This is a genomic window from Arthrobacter sp. B10-11 (genome assembly GCF_033142195.1).
Lineage (GTDB): Bacteria > Actinomycetota > Actinomycetes > Actinomycetales > Micrococcaceae > Arthrobacter > Arthrobacter oryzae_C.
The window spans coordinates 906,411-931,368 of the sequence record NZ_JAWMTH010000001.1 but is presented as its reverse complement, the minus strand read 5'-3'; the positions used below and the strand labels follow the sequence as shown (position 1 = coordinate 931,368).

The following is a 24,958-nucleotide window of genomic DNA, read 5'->3' as shown; positions in this document are numbered from 1 at the left end:
ACCTGCGACTCTAGGTGCCAAGCCCCAGCGATTCGAGCATCGGCCGGAACTTGGCCCAGGTCTCCGCGAGCTCCGCCTCGGGATGGGACCCCTCCACGATGCCGCAGCCCGCGTAAAGCCGCACCGTGTCCGGTGCCTCGACGACGGCGCCGCGCAGCGCGATTCCCCACTCACCGTTCCCCGCAGCATCCAGCCAGCCCACGGGTCCCGCATACGGCCCGCGGTCCATGTGCTCCAGCTTGCGGATCAGCGCGCCGGCCACGGTGGTGGGGGTTCCGCAGACCGCCGCCGTGGGGTGCAGCGCGTTGATCAGGGCGAGGCACGTGGGGACGTGGCCCTCCACCTCGGTCAGCTCCGCTTTTACGTCCGACGCCAGGTGCCACACATTCGGCAGTTCCAGGATGAATGGTTCGCTGTGCGCGTTCATGGCCTCGGAGAACGGCGCCAGCTGCGTGGTCAGGGACTGGATCGCGATCTCGTGCTCGTGCCGCTGCTTCTCGGACCCGGCCAGCACGCGCTCGGCGAATTCCAGCGGCGAGCCGTCCATCCCTTCGGCATCGCGCCGGTCCAGGGTTCCGGCCAGCACGCGCGCCTGGGCCGTGCGCCCCTCCACCTGGATCAGCATTTCGGGGGTTGAGCCCACCAAGCCGTCCACGCCGTAGGTCCAGCATTCGCGGTATCGGCTGGCCAGTTGGCGGAGGATTTCGGCTGCATTCACGCCCTCCGGAATGGTGGCCACGATGTCCCGCGCCAGTACCAGCTTCTCCAGCTTGCCGGTACGGATTTCCGCGACGCCGGCCGCCACGGCAGCCATCCAGTCGTGCTCGCTCAGGGAACCGGTCTCGAGTTTGGGCACGACGTCGGCAGCCGGGTTTGCGGCATGGCCGCCGGCACGGCTGCTCCGGGGTAGCCCGACGGCGGCAGCCGGGGTTTCGGAGCCGTCGCCCACAGTGTCCAATGGGTCCGCCTCCAGCGGGTCTGCGTCCAGCCAGCGCTCCAGGGCGGCGAGGGCGCCCGCTTCGGTGAGTTCGCCGTCGTCGAACGTTAACTGGGTGAGCCAGGCGCGGCCGTCCCGGACACCCACCACGATCTCGGGCACGATCAGCCGCGAACGGTGCGTGGAAACCTTGGAGAAGGCGAAGGAGCCGAAGGCCACCGGTCCGGTGCCGGGGCAGTCCACGGTGTCGGTGACATCAGCCTCGAGGACCAGGTGCCGCCACCAGATGTCGGCCTCGAGGAAGCGGTCGGGGCCGGTGGCGGTGAAGCGGGCGATCTCGCCGAAGCCCACCAGGCCGGCTTCGCGGCGGGTCCAGCAGAGGACGTCGTCCCGGACCAGAAACGACGGCAGCCCCCCGGGGAATGATCTTCCATCCAGGGGGACTGTGAGGGTCTTGATAATGCCGGCGGGGAACGTACTCGTCATGATGAGACAACAGTACTCCCGAGGGTGGCAGGCGCCGTGTCGCGCCGTGGTTCGTGGGTCCGCCCAACATTTGAGACAATGTCATGGTGAACCGAGCATCCTTGGATAAGCGTCCGGACGAAGTAGCCACGATGTTTGACGACGTCGCCCCCAAATACGACGTCGTGAACGATGTCCTGTCCATGGGACAGACGCGCCGCTGGCGCCGGGTAGTCGTTGATGCGATGGATGTGAAGGCCGGCCAGCGGGTGCTGGACCTCGCCGCCGGAACCGGCACCTCCAGCGAGCCGTATGCCGACGCGGGGATCGACGTCATCGCCTGCGACTTCTCCCTGGGAATGCTCAAAGTGGGCAAACGCCGCCGCCCGGACATCGACTTCATTGCCGGTGACGCCACCCGCCTTCCGTTCGCGGACAACAGCTTCGACGCCACCACCATCTCCTTCGGCCTGCGAAACGTCAACGAGCCCAAAAAGGCCCTGGCCGAAATGCTGCGCGTCACCAAGCCCGGCGGAAAGCTGGTGATCGCCGAGTTCTCCCAGCCCGTGGTTCCGCTCTGGCGCACCATGTATACCGAATACCTCATGCGCGCGCTGCCGGCCATCGCCGTGAAGGTCTCGTCCAACCCGGACGCCTACGTCTACCTGGCCGAGTCGATCCGCGCCTGGCCGGACCAGGACCACCTGGCCGGCTGGCTGCAGGAATCCGGCTGGGAAAAGGTCACCTACCGCAACCTCAGCGGCGGCATTGTGGCCGTCCACCGCGCCTACAAGCCCGTGTCCGGCAGCGCCGCGGCCATCGCCAACCACACCGGCCCCGTAGCGAAGCTCCGCCGCAACATCATCCGGCCCGCGGGCTAGCCGAAGCTGCCGTGAACGTACTGATCGTCGGCGCCGGCCCCGCAGGGTCCACTGCCGCCTACTACCTCGCCAAGGCCGGCATCCAGGTCACGGTGCTGGAAAAAACCAGGTTCCCGCGCGAAAAGGTCTGCGGTGACGGCCTCACTCCGCGTGCCGTCCGCGAGATCCAGAAGCTCGGACTGCCCCATTCCGAGGACGCAGGCTGGCGGCGCAACAAGGGCCTCCGCCTGATAGCCGGCGGCCGCACCATCGAGTTGCCCTGGCCCGAAGTGTCCGACTTCCCCACCTACGGCCTGATCCGCACCCGCCTGGGCTTCGACGAGGAACTGGCCCGGCATGCCGAAGCCGCCGGCGCCGCCATTCTCGAAGGGCACAGCGTCACCGAAGCCCTGCGCACAGCGGACGGGCGGGTCGTCGGCGCGCGCGCCGCACTGCTTGACGAGTCCGGACGCAAAACGGGGGAGACGCGCGACTTCCACGCCGACGTCGTACTCGCCGCAGACGGAAACTCCTCCCGGACCGCCGTATCCCTCGGCATCGAGAAGCGTGACGACCGCCCGCTCGGCGTCGCCGTCCGCACCTACTTCACCAGCCCCCGCCACGACGACGACTGGATGGAAGGCTGGCTGGAACTTCCCGGCCGCGACGGCGAACTGCTCCCCGGGTACGGGTGGGTGTTCGGCGTGGGCGACGGCACCTCCAACGTGGGCCTGGGCATCCTGAACTCCTCGAGGGAATTCGGCAAGCTCGACTACAAGCAGGTCCTGCGCGAGTGGACCGCCGGCATGCCCGCCGAATGGGGCTTCACGCCCGAGAACCAGGTGGGCGAAATCCGCGGCGCCGCCCTGCCCATGGGCTTCAACCGCACCCCGCACTACTACCCGGGCCTGCTGCTCCTGGGCGACGCCGGCGGCATGGTTTCCCCGTTCAACGGCGAGGGCATCTCCTACGCCATGGAATCCGCCCGCTTTGCGGCCGAATATGTCATTGACGCCAATACCTGGCAGAGCCGCTACGCCAAGTGGACGCACGACGACGCCGACCTCCACTTCAAGGGGTACGCGGACTATGTGCGGGGCCAGTGGGGGAGCCACTTCACCCTGGGCCGCGCGTTCGCCTCGGTGATCGGCAAGCCGTCCGTGATGAAGCTCGCTTTGCGCACCGGGATGCCGCTGCCCGCACTCATGAAGTTCGTCGTCCGGCTGATGGCCAACGTCACGGATGAATCAGCCAAGGGATTCGAGGACAGGGTGATCAGGCTGCTGGAGGCCCTGGTGCCTGCCACGTCCAACACCTCCCTGTCCCCGTCCAGCTACACCTCCGCGGTTTCCGCAACAAAAAGTTAGGGTTAACCCGTGACGAACTCTGCCAAGCACAGCTGGACCCACGCCGGACACGGCCTGCCGGACACCAGGGAGCCCGAGCCCAACACCACCGCGATCGCCACAGGACTCCAGCTGCCGGCCGGTTTCGCAGCCATCGCGGCCGACCCGGAGCTGGGCCCGGCCATCACCACCAACCTTGCCCGCGTGGAAAAGAAGCTCCGCGAGGCCATTGCCAACTCCGATCCGCTGGCCGACGCAACGTCGCGTCACCTGGTGGAAGCCGGCGGCAAGCGGATCCGTCCGCTGCTGGCCCTGCTCTGCGCCCACCTCGGTGACGCCTCGCGGCCGGCCGTGGTGCAGGCCGCCGTGGTGGTTGAACTCACCCACCTGGCCACGCTCTACCATGACGACGTGATGGACTCGGCCCCCTTCCGCCGCGGCGCCCCCACGGCCCACGAGGTCTGGGGCAACTCCGTGGCCGTCCTCACCGGCGACCTGATTTTCGCCCGCGCCTCCATCCTGGTGTCCGAGCTTGGCTCACGCGCGCTCGGGATCCAGGCCCGCACCTTCGAACGGCTGTGCCTGGGCCAGCTGCACGAGACCGTGGGACCCCGCCCCGACGAGGACCCCGTGGAGCACTACCTGTCCGTCATCGCAGACAAGACCGGTTCCCTGGTGGCTGCCTCCGGCCAGCTCGGCGCGATCTTCTCCGGTGCCGACGAAGCCTACGAGCCGCTCCTGGTGGAGTACGGCGAGAAGATCGGCGTGGCCTTCCAGCTGGCCGACGACGTCATCGATGTCACCGGAATCAAGGTCAAGTCCGGCAAGTCCCCGGGCACGGACCTGCGCGAAGGCGTGCCCACCCTGCCGGTGCTGCTCCTGCGCAACGCCGCCGCCGAAGGTGACCAGTCCGCCGTCGAACTCTTGAAACTGATCGACGGCGACCTCTCCTCGGACGAGGCACTCGCCGCCGCCGTGGCGGGCCTGCGCGACCACCGGGTCACCGCGGAATCGTGGGTCGTGGCGCGTGCCTGGGCCGATGAAGCCATCGCCGCCCTGGCGCCGCTGCCGGAAGGCGTGGTCAAGGATTCCCTCACCAGCTTCGCACTGGCCGTGGTGGACCGCGCGAGCTAGTTTGCTCAAGGCCGGGAGGCCGCAACTCTGAGGCCTTAAAAACGGTATGGCCCCGGTTCTCTGCAGCAATACGAGTCATACGCTGCGTCGAACCGGGGCCATTTCTCCGTTCGCATCAGATCCACCGGAGGCATTTAGTGGATCCGTGAAACAGTCTATGACAGGTTTGTCACAAATGCGAGCCGGTGTGTTAATCGGCGTGTCACAGTTCGTTGGGGGCTGTGGCCACCCCACCGACCCTGTTTTGCCTACTGTGCCTGCGAAATAGGGGCAGCCACGGCGAGTCGCGTGCTCCCAGCGTCGAAACAGGGTCGGCACGGCGGCTACGGGTTGTCCACATAGTCTCGCCACGGGATGTTGCAGCCTGATTGCCGGACCCATCATGGCTCGATGGACCTCTTCACTTTTCTGCGGCCTCGGGGTGGTGCGGCCAAACGAAGTCAGCTGGTGGCCGCCGGCTTCCAGCGGGCGGAGCTTGAGGCCGCAGTGGCAGGCGGCCTGCTGTTCCGCCCGTTCAGGGGCGTCTACGCGACAGCAACCGCGGACGACGGCGTCCTGGCCGCCTTTCGGTTCAACGGCCGGCTCACGTGTATCTCGGCCGCCGCCTACTACAACCTTTGGGCGCTGCGCCCGGCACCGGCATTGCACTTGAGCTGCGGAAACGGGGTGCCTAAAGCGGGTGTGGTGGACCATTCAACCTGCACCCATCCCAAGCATCCGTCGCTGCCAGTGGCCGGGCTTGCTGACGTGCTGCTGCATGCCCTGAGGTGCCTGCCCGAGTTGGACGCGTTAGTGATGGTGCAATGCGCCGCCCAGCGCGGTGACATCACGGCTGAATACCTGCGGAAAAAGCTGCCAGGGAAGCGGAACGGCAGGGCGCGCGCCGTGCTGGATCTCCTGATTCCCAGGGCGGACTCACTGCTGGAAATATTGGCGCATACGCATTTTGTCCGTGCGGGCCTCAGTGTTCGCATGCATGTTGAACTGCCCGGGGTCGGCGAAGTCGACTGCCTTGTGGACGATTGGCTGGTGGTGGAACTCGACGGAGCGTCCCATTTTGAACCTCGGCAGATCAAGAAGGACCACCGCCGGAGCAGGGCCAGCATTCTGGGAGGCCGGCTGACCCTCCGCTACTACTACGACGACGTGGTGCACCATCCCCAAGCCATGGTGGCGGAGATCCGCGCCGTACTGCGTCTTCACGCCAACGGCGGGTTCGCGCCCTGGTGAGCGCCACGCCGTCGTGACCTTGTTTGCGGCGACAGACCGCGGGACACGCCGGGTTTGCGGCGTGGCGCCGGGCGGCGGGGTTGAAACAGGGTCACGACGGCGGCGGCGGCCTCAGCAAGGCGGCAGGGATCCTAGTCCTCTTCGCCCTCGAACGCCCACTCGAACATGTCGAACACGAACTCGGAGAAGGTGCCTTCTTCGCTCTTCCACTGGCCGCGGGCGTTGTTGCGGCGGTACACAATGGGATCCGGGACGCCGAGATCGCCCACGCGGAAACCCCAGGTGAACTGTTCTTCCTCGTCCTCCAGGAACATCAGGAAACCTTCGTCATCAACTTCGAGTTCCTCGGGGTCCCAGAAGTAGTGGTACGCCTCCATGAGGTCCTCGCAGCCGCCCACTGCCTGGTAGAACTCCCGGAGGACCAGCGGAACCTGGAACTGGTGCTCGGACAGGGCCTCGTCGAGTTCCTCGGGGGACAGCCCGTCCTCTTCCTGCCATTCGTCTTCGAGATACTTCGGAACAAGCGCGCGGAACTTCTCGAGGAACATGTCAGTCATGGTTCTTATCCTAGCTAATCCCGGCCACCGTTTTCGGCCGCCCCCAACCCCAGCCGGTGCCACCCCCGGACAGCCAGCGGAACGCGCCAGGAACGCCGCCATGCCGTCACGCGGAACGCGAAAACGACGGCGGCAACGGCCCCCGCGGTGACCGCGTTGAACGACCCCGAAACCCACAGCGCGGTGGTCAGGGCTGCCCCGGTAAATGCGGGGAGGGCGTAGAGGTCCTTCGGGTCGAAGAGCTGGGGCACCTCATTGGCAGTGATGTCGCGCAGCAGGCCGCCGCCCACCGCCGTCGTAACCCCGAGCAGGACCGCCGCCACCGGGTTCATCCCGGCAGTGAGCGCCTTGAGCGTGCCGGTGATGCAGAACAGCGCCAACCCGCCGGCGTCGAACAGCATCAGCAGCGACGTGTAGCGCTGGACGCTGGAAAACAGGAAGTAGACCAGCACCGTGGCCAGTAACGGGGGAGCCAGGTAGGCCGGGTTGGTGAACGCCGCGGGAGGGCCGTCGTTGAGGATGATGTCGCGGATGACGCCGCCGCCCAGGGACACCAGCGAGGCGAGCAGCAGGGAACCGAGGATGTCGAACTGTTTCCGCGCCGCCAGCAGGGATCCGGACACCGCGAAAAAGAAAACACCGGCCAGATCCAGCCATACCTGAACGGCGTCGAATGTGATGGTCAATGGGCGTCCCGGTCAAGGTGAAGGGGCGGATGGGGCGGCTCCAACGTTACGCTAGCCCCTATGAATAGCCCCATCATGATCGCCTGTGCCCACGGAACGTCCAGCCCGCTGGGCGCCGCCGAGGTCAACGGCCTCCGTGCCGACATCAGCGCCCTGCGCCCCGGGCTGGATGTCCGTGAGGCCTACGTGGATGTCCAGGACCCGGATCTGGTGGACGTCATGGCCGGGCTGCCGGAAGGGGAGCACGCCGTCATCGTTCCGCTGCTGCTGAGCGTGGGCTTCCACACCAAGGTGGACATCGCGAAGGCGGCGCGCGGCAGGGAAGGTTCTGTTGCGTCGGAGCCGCTCGGACCGGACCCGCGGCTGGCGGAGATCCTGGACCAGCGGCTGCGCGAGGCCGGGGCCACCGAGCACGACGCCGTGGTGCTGGCTGCCGCCGGATCCACCAACCCCAAGGCCTCGGTCAGTGTTGAAGAACTCGCCGAACACCTCCGGGCGCTGCGGGGCAACAGGGTAGTTCCCGCCTACGGCGCGGCCGCCAAACCGTCCGTACCCGACGCCGTCGCCTCCCTCCGCGACGAATTCCCCGGCGGCGAGGGGAAGGGACGGGTAATCATCGCGTCGTACCTGCTGGCCCACGGGTTCTTCCATGACCAGCTGGCCAAAGCCGAAGCGGACATTGTGACGGAGCCGCTGCTGCCGTCCCGGATCATGGCCAAGATCGCCCTGGACCGCTATGACGCCGCCGTGGCCGCTACGCCTGCGGCCGCCGTGGCCGCGGCGGCTTCCACGCCTGCGGCCGCCGTGGCCGCGGGGGCTTCCACGCCAGCGGCAGCCCCCGCGGCACCCACCACTGAAGCCCCCGCCACGCCCCCGAACCATGCACAGCCCAAGGGCTTCTTCAAGGCTCTCCGGCGGTTCATGACGAAATATTTCCCTAGGTGACTTAGCGTTTCCGACCCTTTGTGACGGCTTTCGGGTGGGACCTACAGTCGATGCATGACTGATACAGCTCTAGCCGGAGCGTCCGCGGACTCCGCTGCCGCCAAGCGACCTGCACGCGCCAACCGTCCGGCAGCGAAGCCGCACGGCCAGTGGAAAGTGGACGGGACAACTCCCCTCAACGCCAACGAAACCTGGAAGCAGGAGGACGACGGCCTCAACGTCCGCGAGCGTATCGAATCCATCTACTCCAAGGACGGCTTCGACTCCATTCCGGGCCAGGACCTGCACGGCCGCTTCCGCTGGTGGGGCCTCTACACGCAGCGCAAGCCCGGGATCGACGGCGGCAAGACCGCCACGCTGGAGCCGCACGAGCTCGAGGACAAGTACTTCATGCTCCGCGTGAGGATCGACGGCGGCGCGCTCACCACCGAGCAGCTGCGCGTCATCGGCCAGATCTCCGTTGATTTCGCCCGGGATTCCGCCGACCTCACCGACCGCCAGAACATCCAGCTGCACTGGATCCGGGTGGAGGACATCCCCGAGATCTGGACCCGGCTCGAAGGCGTCGGCCTGTCCACCACCGAAGCCTGCGGCGACGTCCCCCGCGTCATTCTGGGCTCGCCCGTGGCCGGCATCGCCAAGGACGAGATCATCGACCCCACCCCGCTGATCGCCGAGCTGGGGGAGCGCTTCATCGGCAACCCGCTGCTGTCCAACCTGCCGCGCAAATACAAGACCGCCATCACCGGCCACCCCAGCCAGGACGTGGTGCACGAGATCAACGACTTCGCCCTGGTGGGCGTCAAGCACCCGGAACTCGGCATCGGCTACGACCTCTGGGCTGGCGGCGCACTGTCCACCAACCCCATGCTCGGCAAGCGCCTCGGTGCTTTTGTTACGCCCGAGCAGGCAGCCGACGTGTGGCTCGGCGTCACCAGCATCTTCCGCGACTACGGCTACCGCCGCATGCGCACCAAGGCGCGCCTGAAGTTCCTGATGGCCGACTGGGGTCCGGAGAAGTTCCGCCAGATCCTTGAAGACGAATACCTCGGCTACAAGCTCGCTGACGGCCCCGCCGCCCCGAAGCCGTCCACGCCGGGCGACCACGTGGGCGTGCACGAACAGAAGGACGGCAAGTTCTTCATCGGCGCCACCCCGATTGCCGGCCGGCTCTCCGGCGCGCAGCTGGTGAAGCTCGCGGACACGCTCGAGGCCCGCGGCTCGTACCGCCTGCGCACCACCCCGCACCAGAAGCTGGTTGTCCTGGACGTGCCCAAGGACGAGGTTGAGCCGCTGGTTGCCGAACTGGATGCACTGGGCCTCTCCGCCCGTCCCTCCGTGTTCCGCCGCGGCACCATCGCCTGCACCGGCATCGAGTACTGCAAGCTGGCCATCGTGGAAACCAAGGTCACCGCCGCAACCGCCGTGGCCGAGCTGGAACGCCGCCTCGCGGACCTCGCCGAGAGCGGCCAGCTGCCCCACGCCCTGTCCCTGCACATCAACGGCTGCCCCAACTCCTGCGCCCGCATCCAGACCGCGGACATCGGACTCAAGGGCATGATGCTGCCAACGCCCGACGGCGACCCCAGCCCCGGCTTCCAGGTCCACCTGGGCGGCGGGCTGGCTTCCAACACCCGTGACGAGGCCGGCCTCGGACGCACCGTCCGCGGCCTGAAGGTCTACGTCGAGGACCTGCCCGACTACGTCGAGCGCGTCGTCCGGAAGTTCGTGGCCGAGCACACCGAAGGCCAGACCTTCGCCGAGTGGGCCCACGCAGCAGATGAGGAGGCACTCCAGTAATGGCAAAACATCTCGCACCCGCACCCGCCAAGCGCTCCCACGACGAGCTCAAGGCCCTGGCCGAGGCCGGCGCCGCCGAGCTCGGCTGGGATGCCCCGGCCCGCGACGTGATCGCGTGGGTGGCCCGGAACTTCGACCTGCCCGCCGTGGCCGTGGCCTGCTCCATGGCGGACGCCGTCCTGCCGGCGCTGGTCGCTGACCAGCTTCCCGGCGTCGACGTCCTGTTCCTGGAGACCGGCTACCACTTCCCGGAAACCTACGCCACGCGCGACGAGGTGGCCGCCAACCTCCGCGTCAACGTGGTGGACGTGCTTCCGGAGAACACCGTGGAGCAGCAGGACCGCCTGCTCGGCAAGGACCTCTTCGCCCGGGACGCTGCCCAGTGCTGCGCGCTCCGCAAGGTGGCCCCGCTGCGCCGCACCCTGGCCGGCTACGAACTGTGGTTCACCGGCGTGCGCCGCGACGAAGCCCCCACCCGCACCAACACCCCGCTGATCACCTGGGACGAAACAAACGGCCTGGTCAAGGTCAACCCGGTGGCGGCCTGGAGCTTCGACCAGCTGGTGCAGTACTCCGACGACAACCTCCTTCCCGTCAACCCGCTGCTTTCACAGGGCTACCCGTCCATTGGCTGCCAGCCCTGCACCCGCAAGGTAGCGCCCGGCGATGATCCCCGCGCCGGCCGCTGGGCAGGAACCGACAAGACAGAATGCGGACTACACGTATGAGCACTTTCCTAACTGAGGAGCCCACCCAGGTGACTGACGCTGCCGTTTCCACGCGCCTTTCCAGCCTGGACACCCTCGAGTCCGAGGCAATCCACATCATCCGCGAGGTTGTTGCCGAGTTTGAGAAGCCTGCGCTGCTGTTCTCCGGCGGCAAGGACTCCGTGGTGATGCTGCACCTGGCCACCAAGGCATTCTGGCCGGGCAAGGTTCCGTTTCCCGTTCTGCACGTGGATACCGGCCACAACTTCCCCGAGGTCATCGACTTCCGCGACCGCACCGTGGAGCGCCTGGGACTCAAGCTCGTCGTCGGCTCCGTGCAGGAGTTCATCGATTCCGGCGAGCTTGCCGAGCGTGCCGACGGCACCCGCAACCCGCTGCAGACCGTTCCGCTGCTGGACGCCATCCAGCGCAACAAGTTCGACGCCGTCTTCGGCGGCGGCCGCCGCGACGAGGACAAGGCCCGCGCCAAGGAGCGCATCCTGAGCCTCCGCGACGAATTTGGCCAGTGGGACCCGCGCAACCAGCGCCCCGAACTGTGGAACCTCTACAACGGCCGCCACACCGTGGGCCAGCACGTCCGCGCGTTCCCCATCAGCAACTGGACCGAGCTGGACGTGTGGCGCTACATCGAGCGCGAAAACATCGAACTGCCCGGCCTGTACTACGCCCACGACCGCGAGGTCTTTGCCCGCGACGGCATGTGGCGTGCAGTGGGCGAGGTCTCCCAGCCCCGCCCGGATGAGGAAGTCATCACCAAGACCGTCCGCTACCGGACCGTCGGCGACATGTCCTGCACCGGCGCCGTTGAGTCGGCCGCCGCCACGGTGCGCGACGTCGTCATTGAAGTTGCCGCCTCCACCATCACCGAACGTGGCGCCACCCGTGCGGATGACCGCATCTCCGAGGCCGCCATGGAAGACCGCAAGAAGGATGGCTATTTCTAATGAGCACCGAAATCGATACAGCCCGCGCGGCTGCCCTTCTTGACGAGGCTCCCCTCGCCTCAGCCTCGCTGTTCCGCTTCGCCACCGCCGGATCGGTCGACGACGGGAAGTCCACTTTGGTGGGCCGCCTCCTGCACGATTCCAAGGCAATCCTCGCCGACCAGCTCGACGCTGTCGCCCGCACCTCGGCGGACCGCGGCTTCGGCGGGGCTGCCGGCGGGATCGACCTGGCACTCCTGACCGACGGCCTGCGTGCCGAGCGCGAGCAGGGCATCACCATCGACGTGGCCTACCGCTACTTCGCCACGGACCGCCGCAGCTTTATCCTGGCCGACTGCCCCGGTCACGTGCAGTACACCAAGAACACGGTGACGGGCGCGTCCACTGCGGACGCCGTCGTCGTACTCATTGACGCCCGCAAGGGTGTCCTGGAGCAGACCCGCCGGCACCTTTCCGTGCTGCAGCTGCTGCGCGTTGCCCACGTGATTGTGGCCGTGAACAAGATCGACCTGGTGGATTTCAGCGAGAGCGTGTTCCGCGAGATCGAAGCCGACGTCCAGAAGGTGGGCCGCGAGCTCGGCCTAGGATCCGATGGGATCACCGACCTCCTGGTGGTTCCGGTGTCCGCGCTCGACGGCGACAACGTGGTGGAGCGCTCGGAGCGCACCCCGTGGTACACAGGCCCGGCCCTGCTCGAGGTGCTCGAGACGCTGCCCGCCGCGGACGAACTGGAAAGCCACCTGGAGAGCTTCCGCTTCCCGGTGCAGCTGGTGGTCCGGCCGCAGGGCGCGCTGGCGCCCGACGCGGTGGCCGGCGGACTCGACGTCGAGAAGTACCGTGACTACCGCGCGTATGCCGGGCAGATCACCGAAGGTTCGGTGAACGTGGGGGACAAGGTCAGCGTGCTGACCCCCGGCCAGGCCCCGCGCACCACCACGGTGACAGGTATCGACTTCGCGGGCGCCGAGCTCACCGAAGCCGTCGCCCCGCAGTCCGTCGCGCTGCGCCTCGCAGACGAGTTCGACGTCGCCCGCGGTGACACGATTGCCGCCGCAGGCACTGTGCGGGAAGCCTCCGCCGACCTCTACGCCGCGCTGTGCTGGCTGTCCCCGAAGCCGCTCCGCGAGGGCGCCAAGGTGCTCGTCAAGCACGGCACCCGCACCGTGCAGGCGCTGGTCCGCAGCGTCAGCGGCAAGCTGGACCTCGCCACGTTCAAGCTGGAGGGCGCATCCAGCCTGGAACTGAACGACATCGGCCACGCGCAGCTCCGGCTCGCCGCCCCGCTGCCGCTGGAGAACTACCTGCACCACCGCCGCACCGGTGCGTTCCTGGTGATCGATCCGCTGGACGGCAACACCCTGGCCGCCGGCCTGGTCAACGACCACCCGGGCGACCACGAGGACGAGCGCTACTCGATCTAATTTCACTGAGGACTTCGCGGTTTCCGGGCCCTTGCCGCCGTACGCCCTGCCCACCATCATCAGGAGTGGGAGGCGAAACATGGAAACCATCAACAGCAAACTCCTCAACTGGGCCTCGATCCTGGACGACAAAACCCGCGAGCAGGCGCTGGCCACCGCCAAGCTTCCGTTCATCTACCCGCACCTGGCGCTGATGCCGGATGCCCACCTGGGAAAGGGCGCCACGGTGGGCTCTGTCATCCCCACCCTGGGAGCTGTGATACCTGCGGCGGTGGGGGTGGACATCGGCTGCGGCATGATCGCCGTCCGGACCCAGTACTCGCTGAATGACCTGCCGAAGGACCGGAAACGGCTGCGGGAGGCCATTGAACGGGTCATCCCGCTGTCCGCCGGACACAACAACCGGACAGTCAAGGCCACGGCCGAGCCGCGCATCGCCGAGCTGAAGAAGCTGGCAGCCAAGGCCGGCTTCAACCCCGGACAGTACGTCGAAAAGTGGGAGCTTCAGCTAGGCTCGCTGGGATCGGGCAACCACTTCATCGAGGTCTGCGTGGACGAGACGCAGGCAGTCTGGTTGTTCCTGCACTCCGGCTCCCGCGGCGTCGGCAACAAGATTGCGCAGCACCACATCGGCATCGCCCGGCACGCGGTGGCAAAGAAGCAGATCCACCTGCCCGACCCTGACCTCGCCTACCTTGAGGAGGGCACCTCCCAGTTCGACCGGTACATCGAGGAACTGCACTGGGCCCAGCACTTCGCCCTGCTCAACCGCGAGGAAATGATGGACCGGGTGATCACCCAGTTCGGCAACTGGGTGGGCGGCCCCGTGCGGGAACTTGAGCGGATCAACTGCCATCACAACTTCACCCGGCAGGAAAGGCACTACGGCAAATCAGTCTGGGTGTCCCGGAAGGGGGCTATCAGGGCCGAGCGCGGCGATCCCGGGCTCATTCCCGGATCCATGGGGACGGCGTCGTACGTGGTGGAAGGGCGGGGCAATCCGGCGTCACTAAATTCCTCACCGCACGGCGCGGGCCGTGAGTACTCGCGGACGGCAGCACGCAAGGCCTTCTCACTGGACGAGCTGAAAAAGGCGATGCAGGGGATTGAATTCCGTGCCAGCGAGGCCTTCATTGATGAGATTCCCGCGGCGTACAAGCCCATTGACGTCGTGATGCGCGATGCGGAGGACCTGGTGACGATCCGACACAGCCTGCGGCAGCTGATCAACGTCAAAGGCGATTGACCTTTCGCCGCGGCCGACGCCACCGGACAGTAGCTGAATCCGGCGGCCTTGGATACTCTGCAGGGTACGTGGGCCGCGGGAATCCGAGGGGGAACAGGGTTGGAAGATCATGAGTCAGTTGTTGCCAACGCCCTGCAGCAGTACGGCGTGCTGCTGCCCCGGCTGAACGAGGCTTCGGACGCGATCGGGAACGCCATCCGCGGCCGGCTCCGGGACGACGGCCTCAACCATCACACCGTCCAGGCCAGGGTCAAGGACCCCGCCTCAGTTAAGGGAAAACTGGACCGGCTCACCGCCGACGGCAGGTTCAAGTATGAACGTGGCCTCGAACAGCTGGACGACCTCATCGGCGTCCGGGTGATTATGTTCCTGGAACCGGACATTGCCGACGTCGCCACGGCGCTGAAGGGACAGTTCAACTGCCGGGAAGACGACGACAAAACCAGCTCCCAGCGGAGGAACGGCCAGATCGGCTACGCCGGCAGGCACCTGATCCTGGAGGTCCCTGCCGAGAACGTGCCGGTAGGCTGCCAGACGTTTGTCGGAGAGCGCTTCGAGGTCCAGATCCGGACGGTCCTGCAGCACGCCTGGGCTGCCTTCGAACATGACATCCGCTACAAGGGACTCAGCGAGGTGAATGCGGAAGTGGACCGGGCTTTCACCATGGCCTCCACGCTCATTGAACTCGCGGACGCCCAGTTCTCGGCCATCAACGACATCGTCAAACGCCGGCAGGCCGAGAGCACGGCAGACTTCGCCGACAGCCCCGCCACCGAACTGACCGGGGATATCCTCCAGGACATGCTCGCCCGGCTGCTGTCCGAACACCCGCGAAGCCAGGCCCGGCAGTATGACTGGCTGGGGAACCTGCTGGCCGCCAACGGCGTGCGCACCGTGGCCGACGCCGAGGAGCTGTTCGGCGCCGCCGACTGGTCCGGCGTGGCCAAGAGGATGGACTACAAATTCCCCGCCGGCCACGTCCGGATCGCCGACGACTTCCTGCTGAAGACCTGGGGCGTGGACTACATTGCCCGCACCAAATCCCTGGGGGACGACCCCAAACGCGAGGCGAAGCTGACGTACCGGCTGGAGCGCATGCAGGACTGAGCCCGTGAGGTCCGCGGTCCGTTGGGGGGCGTTGGGCACGTGCCCTCAGGCGCCGGGAGGCCGGTACTTGATCTGCTCGGCCTGCCGCAGGGCCTCCATTGTTTCGTCAACGGTCAGGAGCACCGTCGTTTCAAAGGAGCTCAGCGCGCCGCCGCCGCTGATCGCCAGGGCGACGGCGGCCATGGACACATTGTCCGGGGCTTCCCACAGGTTGAAGCCATCGTGGGAGCCGAAGGCATACCAGAACCCGTGGAGCTTCCCGCCCACCGATTCGATGTAAGCCTGGGCGGCCTTCCTGCGGTCCTCGGGGTTGCTGATCAGTTTCGCCCAGGTCTCGGGGGTGTAGCTGAATTTCGACAGATAGAGCGGCATTTGTCTCGTCCCTTTCCTTTTCAGCGGCGGTGCCGGTGGTGCCGATCCAGCAAGAATGGCAGGGCGCTGGCGGGCAGGCAATGCCTGCCGGCTAGCCGGGCGCGGCGGGAATGGCCTTGCCCCGTGTTGCGCGAATGTGACGCTAGATGAACCCGCGTGACCCCCCGTTTCCGCTTCATTGAACGGGTTTATGTCACTCCCTATGGTGAAACAATGACAAGTCCCCAGCCCGGAATGATCCGCATCGTGGCAGGAGAGAGCAACAAACCGAAGCGCAGGCGCGCCGTCGAGGTTCTGGTTGCCCTCGGCCTGGTGCTGCTCATCGCCGCCGGTGCCGTGGTGGCGTCTACCCTTTCCCGTAATACTCCGGCCCAGGCAGCTGTTCCCGCCCCGACCCCCGCTGCGGAGTTGAGGCTGGGCTATTTCGGCAACGTCACGCACGCCCCGGCCCTGGTAGGGGTGAAGGAAGGCTTTATTGCGAAGAGCCTGGGGGAGACGAAGCTGAGAACGCAGGTGTTCAACGCCGGGCCCGCTGCGATCGAGGCGCTGAACGCCGGGGCCATTGATGCGACGTATATCGGCCCGAATCCGGCGATCAACTCGTTCGTGAAGAGCCAGGGCGAGTCCGTCAGCATTATTGCCGGTGCCGCGGCCGGCGGTGCGCAGCTGGTGGTCAAGCCCGGGATCGGCACGGCTGCGGACTTGAAGGGCAAGACGTTGTCCACGCCGCAGCTGGGCGGTACCCAGGATGTGGCGCTGCGGGCGTGGCTCGCCGCGCAGGGCTATAAGACCAACACGGACGGCAGCGGCGACGTCGCCATCAACCCGACCGAGAACGCGCAGACGCTGAAGCTGTTCCAGGACGGCAAGCTCGACGGCGCGTGGCTGCCGGAGCCGTGGGCTTCCCGGCTGGTGTTGCAGGCCGGCGCCCAGGTTCTGGTGGATGAGAAGGACCTGTGGGACGGGTCGCTGACGGGCAAGCCGGGCGAGTTCCCCACCACCATCCTGATTGTGAACAAGAAGTTCGCCGCCGCGCACCCGGAGACCGTCAAGGCGCTCCTGAAGGGCCACGCCGAATCCGTCACCTGGCTCAACGAAACACCTGCCGCGGAAAAGGCCAGCGTGCTGAACACGGCGCTGAAGGAGTTCGGAAGCGCAGAGCTCCCGGCCGACGTCATCGACAGGTCCCTCGACAACATCGTGTTCACCGTGGATCCGCTCGCCGGAACCTACAAGAAGCTGCTGCAGGACGGCGTGGACGCCGGCACCACCAAGCAGGCCGACATCAACGGCATCTTCGACCTCACCGCGCTGAACAGCGTCACCGCCGAAACCGGCGGCAGCAAAGTCAGCGCCGCAGGCCTCGGTAACGACTAGACACCACCAAGCACCACCCCAGCCCCAACAACGTAAGGACAGGACCATGCCAGTCGTACTGGAAAACCTGGGCAAACGCTTCGGCAACGGCGCCCCGGTGCTGGACGACGTCAACGCCAGCATCGCCCAAGGCGAGTTTGTCGCCCTCCTCGGTGCCTCCGGCTGCGGCAAGTCCACCCTGCTGAACATCATGGCGGGACTGGAACTGCCGACGTCGGGCGCCCTTGAGGTCCCCAGCGACGGGGCAGCGTTCATGTTCCAGGACGCCGCCCTCTTCCCGTGGCTGACCGCCCGGGAGAACATCGAGCTCGCCCTGAAACTGCGCGGCGTGGGCAAGGGCGAGCGGCGCACCAAAGCCAACGAACTCCTTGACCTGGTGCACCTGGGCGGAGCTGGCGACAAGCGCCCGCACGAGCTCTCCGGCGGCATGCGCCAGCGCGTTTCCCTGGCCCGGTCGCTGGCCCAGGACCGCCAACTGCTGCTCATGGACGAGCCGTTCGCCGCCCTCGACGCCATCACCCGCGACCTCCTCCACGACGAGCTGGAACGGATCTGGAAGGAAACCGGCCGCACCATCGTTTTCGTGACGCACAACGTCCGCGAAGCCGTCCGGCTGGGCCAGCGCGTGCTGCTGCTGTCCTCCCGCCCCGGCCGCGTGGTCCAGGAATGGAACGTCACCGAGGAACACCGAACCGACGCCGGTCTTGCCGGACAGCTGACCGGGGTCATCACCGCCCGGCTGCGAGAGGAGATCCGCCGCCATGCCAAGTAACCCGACACCCCTGGCCGAGGCCCCCACCAACGGCCCGGCATCCGGTGCGGAGCCCGAAACCCGCAAGGTCCACGCGGCCCTGACCCGGTCCTCCACCGGCAACGAGGACCTGCGTGAGCTCGAATCCGGGCTTGATTCCCTGCAGTCGGACGCGGCCCGTGCAGCCCGCATCGACTGGAGCAGGGTCCTGCTCCCGGTGGCCGCGCTGGCGGTGCTGATCCTTGTATGGCAGTTCTACGTTTCGCTCGGCTTCAAGCGGCGGGACCTGGTGCCCGGCCCGCTGGACGTGCTGGGCCAGTTCGGCACGCTGTGGGCCGACGGATCCCTGCAGGAAGCCGTCTGGACCTCGCTGCAGCGCGGGCTGGTGGGCTTCCTGATCAGCGTGGCCATCGCCACCCCCATCGGCCTGCTGCTGGCACAGGTTGCCCCGCTGCGGCGCGCGTTCGGCCCGCTCATTTCCGGGCTGCAGGTGCTGCCGTCCGTGGCCTGGGTTCCCGCCGCCATCATCTGGTTCGGCCTCACCGACGCCACGGTGTACTTCGTGGTGTTCATGGGTGCCATCCCGTCCATCATCAACGGCTTGATCTCCGGTGTGGACCAGATCCCGCCGCAGTACCGCAGCGTCGGCACCGTGCTCGGCGCCAACCGGCTGCAGATGGCCCTTCAGATCATCCTTCCCGCGGCTCTGCCCGGCTACCTCAGCGGCCTGAAGCAGGGGTGGGCGTTCTCCTGGCGCTCCCTCATGGCCGCGGAAATCATCGCAGTGGGCGGCACCATCGGCTTCGGCCTCGGCTCGATGCTGGACCAGGGCCGCGACCTCTCCGACATGACCATCGTAATGGCAGCGATCCTGCTGATCCTGGCCGTGGGCATCCTGATCGAGCTGCTGGTCTTCGCACCGATTGAAAAGCGCCTCCTCCGGCGCCGCGGCCTCCTCGCCGGCAGCACCCGCTAGGGCCCGGGGCTCAGGCAGCCCGCACAAGACCAAAGAGCAGAGCCCGACGGCGAGTCCCGCCGTCGGGCTCTGCTCTTTCTGTCTGTTTGGGCTGCGGCGGCGGCCAGAGCCCCTCAGCCGGCCCACAAGCAATGTGACGCAGCGTTACCTTACGTGAACTGGTGTTTCCGCGCCGTTGTTCCGGTATATGACGCAGCCCTACCGTTGATCCATGGCAATACAGGACATTTACCCCACGGCACTGCGCCTGCTGGGCCGCCCCGTACTGGTGGTGGGCGGCGGGCCGGTGGCCACGCGCCGCGCCAAAGGGCTGCTCGACGCCGGTGCCCGGGTAACCGTGGTTGCCCCCGCCGCTTCGGCAGGCCTTGAGGAACTGGCCGACGCAGGCCTCCTCACCTGGGAGCAGCGCCCCTACCGTTCGTCCGACGTCGACGGCGTCTGGTTCGTGCAGACCGCCACCGGCGATGCCGCTGTGGATGCCCGGGTTTCGGCCGACGCCGAGGCGCAGCGCGTCTGGTGCGTCAACGCCTCCGACCATGAAGCCTCCGCCGCCTGGACCCCCGCCGTCGCCGTAGTGGAAGACGTGCAGATCGCCGTGAACGCCGGGGGAGACCCGCGCCGTGCCATGGCCCTGCGCGACGCCGTCGCCACCGCCCTGGAAACCGGTGACCTTCCGCTCCGCCGCCAGCGCGCCCACCGGGGAAGCGTGGCCCTCGTGGGCGGCGGGCCCGGCGACACCGGCCTCATCACCGTCCGCGGCCGTCGGCTCCTGGGCCAGGCCGACGTCGTGGTGGCAGACCGCCTGGGCCCCCGCGAACTGCTCAACGAACTCGCCCCGGACGTCCGCGTCATCGAAGTGGGCAAGACACCCGGCCACCACCCCGTGCCGCAGGCGGAGATCAACCGGATCCTCGTGGACGAGGCACTCAAGGGCCACCGGGTGGTCCGCCTCAAAGGCGGCGACCCCTATGTCCTGGGCCGCGGCGGGGAGGAAGCCGAATACTGCCGCCAGCACGGCGTCGAGGTTGAAGTGGTGTCCGGAGTGACCTCCGCGATTTCCGTGCCCGCGGCGGCCGGCATCCCCGTGACGCACCGCGGCCTGGCAAAGGGCTTCAGCGTGGTCACCGGCCACGAGGAACTCTCCGAGGTCCCGGCCCGGGCAGACCACACCATCGTGCTGTTGATGGGAGTGGGCCAGCTCCGCGAATCAGCCGCCGCGCTGATGGGTGCCGGTTTGCCTCAGGACACTCCAGTTGGCATCGTTGAGAACGGCTATTTGCCCAACCAGCGCGTGACCATCGGCACTGTCGGTTCCATTGCTGACCAGGCCGAGGCCACCGGCGTCGCGAATCCCGCGGTGATCGTGATCGGCGACGTTGTCCGCGTCAGCCCGTTCGCGCCGTCGCACTTCAAGACCGCCGACTACAGCACCACCACCCCGAACCAGCCCCGTGTACTGACCAAGTAGCCCCGTAGCCCCCACCCAACTAAGTAGCAGTAAGTGTCGTTTTGAGCCGTCATAACGACATCTGCTGCTACCTAGTTGGGCCAGTGACAGAAAAAGGAACACAGCCGTGTCAACTAGCACCACCGTAGGTTCTGCCGCCCGCCCGCTCCGGGTCGCCGTCGTGGGTTCCGGCCCCGCCGGCGTGTACGCCGCCGACATCCTCACCAAGAGTGAAGCCGTCAAGAGCGGCGAGCTGACCGTGAGCATCGACCTCTTCGACCGCTACCCGGCGCCCTACGGCCTGATCCGCTACGGTGTGGCCCCGGACCACCCGCGCATCAAGGGCATCGTCAACGCGCTGCACAAGGTCCTGGACCGCGGCGACATCCGGTTCTTCGGCAACGTGGACTACGGCACGGACCTCTCCATCGAGGACCTCCGCACCCACTACGACGCCGTCATCTTCGCCACCGGCGCCATCAAGGACGCGGACCTGAACATCCCGGGCATCGAACTCGAGGGCTCCTACGGCGGCGCCGACTTCGTGTCCTGGTACGACGGCCACCCCGACGTGTCCCGCGAATGGCCGCTGGACGCCAAGGAAATCGCTGTCATCGGCAACGGCAACGTGGCCCTGGACGTGGCCCGCATGCTCTCCAAGCACGCCGACGACCTCCTGGTCTCCGAAATCCCGGACAACGTCTACGCCGGCCTGAAGTCCTCACCCGTCACTGACGTCCACGTCTTCGGCCGCCGCGGCCCCGCCCAGGTGAAGTTCACCCCGCTGGAACTGCGCGAGCTGGCCCACTCCAAGGACGTGGACATCATCCTGTACCCGGAGGACTTCGAGTTCGACGAGGAATCCGACCGCCAGGTCCAGAGCAACAACCAGACCAAGACCATGGTTGGCACGCTCACCAACTGGATCGCCGAGCAGCCCGAGGACCTTTCCGAGCTCACGGCCTCCCGCCGCCTGCACCTGCACTTCCTGCACAGCCCGGTGGAAATCTACGACGACGCCGAGACCCCCGGCCGCGTTGCCGGCATGAAGTTCGAGCGCACCGAGCTGGACGGCACGGGCAACGCCCGCGGCACCGGCGAGTTCGTGGACTACCCGGTCCAGGCCGTCTACCGTGCGATCGGCTACTTCGGTTCAGCCCTGCCGGAGGTCGAGTTCGACCACAAGAAGGGTGTTGTACCGAACGACGGCGGCCGCGTGCTGGACGCTTCCGGCAGCCACGTTCCGGGCATCTACGCCACGGGCTGGATCAAGCGCGGCCCGGTGGGCCTGATCGGCCACACCAAGGGTGACGCCCTCGAAACCGTGACCTACCTGCTGGAAGACCGCGCGAACCTGCCGCTGGCCGCCTCACCGGCACCGGATGCCGTCGTCGAACTCCTGGAAAACCGTGGGGTGCAGTACACCAGCTGGGAAGGCTGGCTGGCCCTGGATGCGCACGAGCGCGCGCTCGGCGAAAAGGCCACCGAGACCGGATCGCACGGCGTCGAGGTTGCCCGCGAGCGGGTCAAGGTTGTGCCGCGCGAGGACATGGTGTCCATCTCCCGCGACGGAGTGGCCGCGCAGGTCTAGTTCCTGACGTCCTTTAGCGCGAACGGGCAGTTGAGGACCGCAAACCGTTGGTTTGACGGGTGCTTAACTGCCCGTTCGCGCTTCGGGCTAGCTGGCTGTGGCTTAGTTGCCCGCCCCTAGTTGCCCGCGCCGCCCGCGGCCATCAGTTCAAGACGGTTCAGTGTTTCGGTGTTCCGCACCGAAATGAGCGGGTCCCGGATGAACTTGGGGATCAGGCTCCCCGGGCCTTTGATGGCATCCTCGGCGATGGACACCCGGCACCCGGTTTCCACGGGCTCCAGCGTGATCACCACCTTCGCTTCACCCAGGGGCCAGCCCCGGGCAACCAGTTCGATGGACTTCCCCGGATCCGACGCCGTGACCACGGTTTTGTCGTTGATCAGCAGAGGCCATGCGCCCACCGAGTGGTGGAGAACGCCGTCGACTGCAGGCCACAACGCGTCCACATCCCTGATACGGGACGCACCCACAACCCACCCGGAGTAGAGCCAGCCGTCGGCGATGACGTTCCAGACGTCGGCCGGCGGTGTGAGGAAGGTCTTCGAAACGGTGGCCATCTCAGTACTCACTTTCTACTTGGAACTGCGGGGATTGGACCTGCTGGTTGCGCAGCCTACATCCGGCCGAATTTGGACCGGACCAGCGCGAACATCCCGTAACTGATGAGGCCGGCCGCGATGGCCACCAGCAGGAAAGGCCCGGCCGGATGATCGCGGAGCGCTTTGAGGCTTCCGTCCAGGCCGGTGGATTCCCCGGGCCGGTTCGTGGCGGCCGCCACCACGAACAACAGGCCCGCGAGGATCAGGGCGATGCCCTTGGCCACATGGCCGGCGACGCCCAACGCACTGATCATGCGTCCGCGCCGGGTGCCTTCGAAATGATGCAGTTCAACCTTGAACTGCTTCCTGACTCCCTTGACGATGAAGTAGATCCCGACGCCGATGACGGTCAGTCCCAGCGCGATCAGCGCCGGAACACCGAACGGGCTCCGGACGACGGCGGTGCTGAAGTCCCTCGTCGAATCGCCCGAGTCGCCGCGCATGCCCACCGCGAAGCCCAGGAAAGTGAGCCCCACGCTGCCGTAGGCCACGGCAAGGAATCCGGACGAGACGAGCTTGCCGAGCCGCTCGCCTGCCGGAAGGTGGCGGGCGCGGAGGGTGGCCTCGCTCAGCTGCCACAGCGCCAGCCCCGCGCAGCCGGTCAGCCCGGCCCACATCACGGCGGGACCCCACGGATTCGCGGCGAGCTGTTCGATGGCCCCCGTTGGTTCGGCCTGCCCGGGCTGGCCCAGGGCGAGGGCGATGGCGATGGCCCCGATCACGATGTGAAGCAGGGCCATCACGGCAAAACCGGAACGCGCGACGACGTCCAGCGCCTTGGTGTTCGACACCGCCTCGGCCGCATCGGCGGCTTCGCCAAGGGCTGTCTCTTCGTCCGCCATTGCTAGCCGTTCATGGGGCCTTCGGCGTGGACCTTGTCTGCCCCAGGGCCGGTGAGTTTCACGGTGCAGCGGACGATGAGCTGGTCCGGCGCTGTGTGCACATCCGCCAGGGTGTCGCCCGGGTTGATGACCGTGTAGGTTTCGGTGCCGTCCTCAACGCCGAAGCCCCGTGACGTGGCGTCCTGGGTCGCGTTGGCAAGGGCGTCGCGGCGCAGTTCGTCCAGGTACGCGTCGTCCCCGGACCGTGAGAGGTCACCGAATGCCCAACCGAAAAGGGTTCCGGATCCGTTCATATCGTTGATTTTACGCATCCCTCACCTTACCAAGATATTGATAAGGGTGCTTAGTAAAGTTTGCGGCCGCTGGTTTGCGGCCGCGGCCGCGGCTAGGTGCGGCTGCTGTCCGCCGGGGGAAGATCCGGGTTCATGGGTTCGAGCTCCGGTTTTTCCGCCGTCCAGACCTGGATGACGGCCCAGATCACGGCAGCCATGGGAACAGAGAGGACCGCCCCGATGATGCCGGCCAGGATGGTTCCCGCGGTGAGTGCCATCAGGATGACCAGTGCGTGCAGCTGGAGGGACTTGCCCATGACGATGGGCTGGAGGAGGTCGCCCTCCAGCTGGTTCACGGCGATCACCACGGCCACCACAATCAGCGCCACGACGGGACCGTTGGCCACGAGCGCCACCAGGGCGGCAAGGATTCCCGCTACGGTGGCCCCTACCAGCGGGATGAAGGCGCCGAGGAAGACGATGATGGCCAGCGGGATGGCCAGCGGAACCTGCAGGATCAGCAGGGCGGCACCGATGGCAACCGTATCCACGAGGGCCACGATGGCCGTGCCGCGGACGTAGTCGCCCAGGACCTGGATGGTCCGCGCGCCGGCCCGGCGCAGCCTGGCTTCGCGTTCGCCGGTGAAGGGCCGGAGGAAGAAGTTCCAGATCTTGGCGCCGTCCTTCAGGAAGAAGAACAGGATGACCACCATCAGGCCCGTGCCGGCCAGGAACTCGGTCACCACGGAGAGGCCCGTGATGGCTCCGGAGCGGACCTGGCTGCTGGTGGCGAACTCGATGATGCCGGTCCTGGCCTGATCAAGCTGCTCCCGGTCCAGCGGGAAGGGGCCGTTCAACAGGAATGACTCCAGCTCATCCAGGCCGGAGGACGCCTGGGTCACCAGCTCGCTCCACTGGCTGCGCACGGACATCACGATGACCGTGGTTACTGCGGCCAGCACCACGAGCAGGGCCACGAACGACAGGCCTGTTGCCACGCCGCCGTGCATCCCGCGCCGCCGCAGGAAGTTCACGAACGGCCCAATGGCCGCGGCGAGGATCAGCGCGATGAGTACTGGGATGACGAGGAGTCGGATCTGGAGGAGGGCGTAGACGGACACCACCACCACGGTGAGGACCAGGAGGATCTGGGCCGAGCGGATGCCGACCCTGCCCAGGCCGTCCGCCCAGAGGTCGCGGCGTTTGCCTTCGACGGTGACTTCGACTGATCTGGCCAAGGGGTACTCCAATTCGTCGGCTTGCAGAAGCGGGAAACCCGGTCCGGCCGCGGCAAAGGCCGGGAACTCCCGGAAGCTAAGCCTACT

General features: G+C 67.0%; 24 protein-coding genes. 16 read left to right on the top strand and 8 right to left on the bottom strand.

Features of this window, described 5'->3' with window-relative positions; genetic code table 11:
- Positions 1-10: 10 nt before the first annotated feature.
- Positions 11-1,423, bottom strand: coding sequence for an isochorismate synthase (locus tag RW112_RS04400; RefSeq protein WP_317780560.1), 1,413 nt, complete (start codon positions 1,421-1,423; stop codon positions 11-13).
- Positions 1,424-1,509: 86 nt separating this feature from the next.
- Here RW112_RS04400 and RW112_RS04395 point away from each other — a divergent pair, with 86 nt between their 5' ends.
- The 4 genes from RW112_RS04395 to RW112_RS04380 all read left to right on the top strand — a co-directional run bounded on the left by RW112_RS04395 (position 1,510) and on the right by RW112_RS04380 (position 5,972).
- Positions 1,510-2,283, top strand: coding sequence for a demethylmenaquinone methyltransferase (locus RW112_RS04395; RefSeq protein WP_317780829.1), 774 nt, complete (start codon positions 1,510-1,512; stop codon positions 2,281-2,283).
- An 11-nt stretch (positions 2,284-2,294) separates the two neighbouring features.
- Positions 2,295-3,629, top strand: coding sequence for a geranylgeranyl reductase family protein (locus RW112_RS04390; protein WP_317780559.1), 1,335 nt, complete (start codon positions 2,295-2,297; stop codon positions 3,627-3,629).
- Positions 3,630-3,638: 9 nt separating this feature from the next.
- Positions 3,639-4,742 (top strand): polyprenyl synthetase family protein, encoded by a 1,104-nt coding sequence (locus RW112_RS04385; RefSeq protein ID WP_305941930.1) that lies wholly within the window; start codon positions 3,639-3,641, stop codon positions 4,740-4,742.
- A 447-nt stretch (positions 4,743-5,189) separates the two neighbouring features.
- Positions 5,190-5,972, top strand: coding sequence for an endonuclease domain-containing protein (locus tag RW112_RS04380; protein ID WP_317780558.1), 783 nt, complete (start codon positions 5,190-5,192; stop codon positions 5,970-5,972).
- A 131-nt stretch (positions 5,973-6,103) separates the two neighbouring features.
- Here the strand turns inward: RW112_RS04380 and RW112_RS04375 are convergent, their stop codons facing one another.
- Together RW112_RS04375 and RW112_RS04370 are read right to left on the bottom strand one after the other, a co-directional pair.
- Complete coding sequence (locus RW112_RS04375) at positions 6,104-6,529, bottom strand: hypothetical protein (protein ID WP_055802665.1); 426 nt, start codon at positions 6,527-6,529, stop codon at positions 6,104-6,106.
- A gap of 14 nt (positions 6,530-6,543) precedes the next feature.
- The gene (locus RW112_RS04370) at positions 6,544-7,215 is read right to left on the bottom strand and encodes a trimeric intracellular cation channel family protein (RefSeq protein WP_317780557.1); all 672 of its coding nucleotides are present in this window, start codon (positions 7,213-7,215) and stop codon (positions 6,544-6,546) included.
- Positions 7,216-7,275: 60 nt separating this feature from the next.
- On the opposite strand from RW112_RS04370, the gene RW112_RS04365 reads away from it, so the two are divergent.
- The 7 genes from RW112_RS04365 (at position 7,276) to RW112_RS04335 (ending at position 15,406) form a co-directional block, all read left to right on the top strand.
- The gene (locus RW112_RS04365; RefSeq protein WP_317780556.1) at positions 7,276-8,160 is read left to right on the top strand and encodes a sirohydrochlorin chelatase; all 885 of its coding nucleotides are present in this window, start codon (positions 7,276-7,278) and stop codon (positions 8,158-8,160) included.
- Between the two features lie 54 nt (positions 8,161-8,214).
- Entirely contained in the window at positions 8,215-9,960 is a 1,746-nt protein-coding gene (locus tag RW112_RS04360) for a nitrite/sulfite reductase (protein ID WP_317780555.1), read from the top strand.
- Complete coding sequence (locus RW112_RS04355; RefSeq protein WP_317780554.1) at positions 9,960-10,688, top strand: phosphoadenylyl-sulfate reductase; 729 nt, start codon at positions 9,960-9,962, stop codon at positions 10,686-10,688. The genes RW112_RS04360 and RW112_RS04355 overlap by 1 nt, the downstream gene beginning before the upstream one ends.
- Positions 10,685-11,632: a sulfate adenylyltransferase subunit CysD gene (gene cysD / locus RW112_RS04350; RefSeq protein WP_214953562.1), complete on the top strand. Its 948-nt coding sequence runs from the start codon at positions 10,685-10,687 to the stop codon at positions 11,630-11,632. Before RW112_RS04355 ends, cysD begins: the two co-directional genes overlap by 4 nt.
- Positions 11,632-13,053, top strand: coding sequence for a sulfate adenylyltransferase subunit 1 (locus tag RW112_RS04345; protein ID WP_317780553.1), 1,422 nt, complete (start codon positions 11,632-11,634; stop codon positions 13,051-13,053). Before cysD ends, RW112_RS04345 begins: the two co-directional genes overlap by 1 nt.
- Positions 13,054-13,132: 79 nt before the next feature.
- The gene (locus RW112_RS04340) at positions 13,133-14,299 is read left to right on the top strand and encodes an RtcB family protein (RefSeq protein WP_317780552.1); all 1,167 of its coding nucleotides are present in this window, start codon (positions 13,133-13,135) and stop codon (positions 14,297-14,299) included.
- Positions 14,300-14,398: 99 nt separating this feature from the next.
- A complete protein-coding gene (locus RW112_RS04335) occupies positions 14,399-15,406 on the top strand; it encodes a hypothetical protein (RefSeq protein ID WP_317780551.1) in 1,008 nt (335 codons plus the stop codon).
- A gap of 45 nt (positions 15,407-15,451) precedes the next feature.
- Here the strand turns inward: RW112_RS04335 and RW112_RS04330 are convergent, their stop codons facing one another.
- The gene (locus RW112_RS04330) at positions 15,452-15,778 is read right to left on the bottom strand and encodes a GYD domain-containing protein (RefSeq protein ID WP_317780550.1); all 327 of its coding nucleotides are present in this window, start codon (positions 15,776-15,778) and stop codon (positions 15,452-15,454) included.
- 213 nt (positions 15,779-15,991) lie between these two features.
- Between RW112_RS04330 and RW112_RS04325 the strand changes: the two genes are divergently transcribed.
- The 5 genes from RW112_RS04325 (at position 15,992) to RW112_RS04305 (ending at position 21,920) form a co-directional block, all read left to right on the top strand.
- Complete coding sequence (locus RW112_RS04325; RefSeq protein ID WP_317780549.1) at positions 15,992-17,155, top strand: ABC transporter substrate-binding protein; 1,164 nt, start codon at positions 15,992-15,994, stop codon at positions 17,153-17,155.
- Positions 17,156-17,201: 46 nt separating this feature from the next.
- On the top strand, positions 17,202-17,927 hold the full coding sequence (locus tag RW112_RS04320; protein WP_305941916.1) for an ABC transporter ATP-binding protein: 726 nt from the start codon (positions 17,202-17,204) through the stop codon (positions 17,925-17,927).
- Entirely contained in the window at positions 17,917-18,882 is a 966-nt protein-coding gene (locus tag RW112_RS04315) for an ABC transporter permease (protein WP_305941915.1), read from the top strand. Before RW112_RS04320 ends, RW112_RS04315 begins: the two co-directional genes overlap by 11 nt.
- Positions 18,883-19,093: 211 nt before the next feature.
- A complete protein-coding gene (gene cobA / locus RW112_RS04310; protein WP_317780548.1) occupies positions 19,094-20,350 on the top strand; it encodes a uroporphyrinogen-III C-methyltransferase in 1,257 nt (418 codons plus the stop codon).
- A gap of 106 nt (positions 20,351-20,456) precedes the next feature.
- A complete protein-coding gene (locus RW112_RS04305) occupies positions 20,457-21,920 on the top strand; it encodes an FAD-dependent oxidoreductase (protein WP_317780547.1) in 1,464 nt (487 codons plus the stop codon).
- 116 nt (positions 21,921-22,036) lie between these two features.
- On the opposite strand, the gene RW112_RS04300 is transcribed toward RW112_RS04305, so the two are convergent.
- The 4 genes from RW112_RS04300 to RW112_RS04285 form a co-directional block, all read right to left on the bottom strand.
- Positions 22,037-22,489, bottom strand: coding sequence for an SRPBCC family protein (locus tag RW112_RS04300; protein WP_317780546.1), 453 nt, complete (start codon positions 22,487-22,489; stop codon positions 22,037-22,039).
- Between the two features lie 44 nt (positions 22,490-22,533).
- Positions 22,534-23,361: a DUF1206 domain-containing protein gene (locus RW112_RS04295; protein ID WP_317780545.1), complete on the bottom strand. Its 828-nt coding sequence runs from the start codon at positions 23,359-23,361 to the stop codon at positions 22,534-22,536.
- 2 nt (positions 23,362-23,363) lie between these two features.
- Positions 23,364-23,654: a hypothetical protein gene (locus RW112_RS04290; RefSeq protein ID WP_317780544.1), complete on the bottom strand. Its 291-nt coding sequence runs from the start codon at positions 23,652-23,654 to the stop codon at positions 23,364-23,366.
- A 92-nt stretch (positions 23,655-23,746) separates the two neighbouring features.
- On the bottom strand, positions 23,747-24,871 hold the full coding sequence (locus RW112_RS04285; RefSeq protein WP_317780543.1) for an AI-2E family transporter: 1,125 nt from the start codon (positions 24,869-24,871) through the stop codon (positions 23,747-23,749).
- Positions 24,872-24,958: the final 87 nt, after the last annotated feature.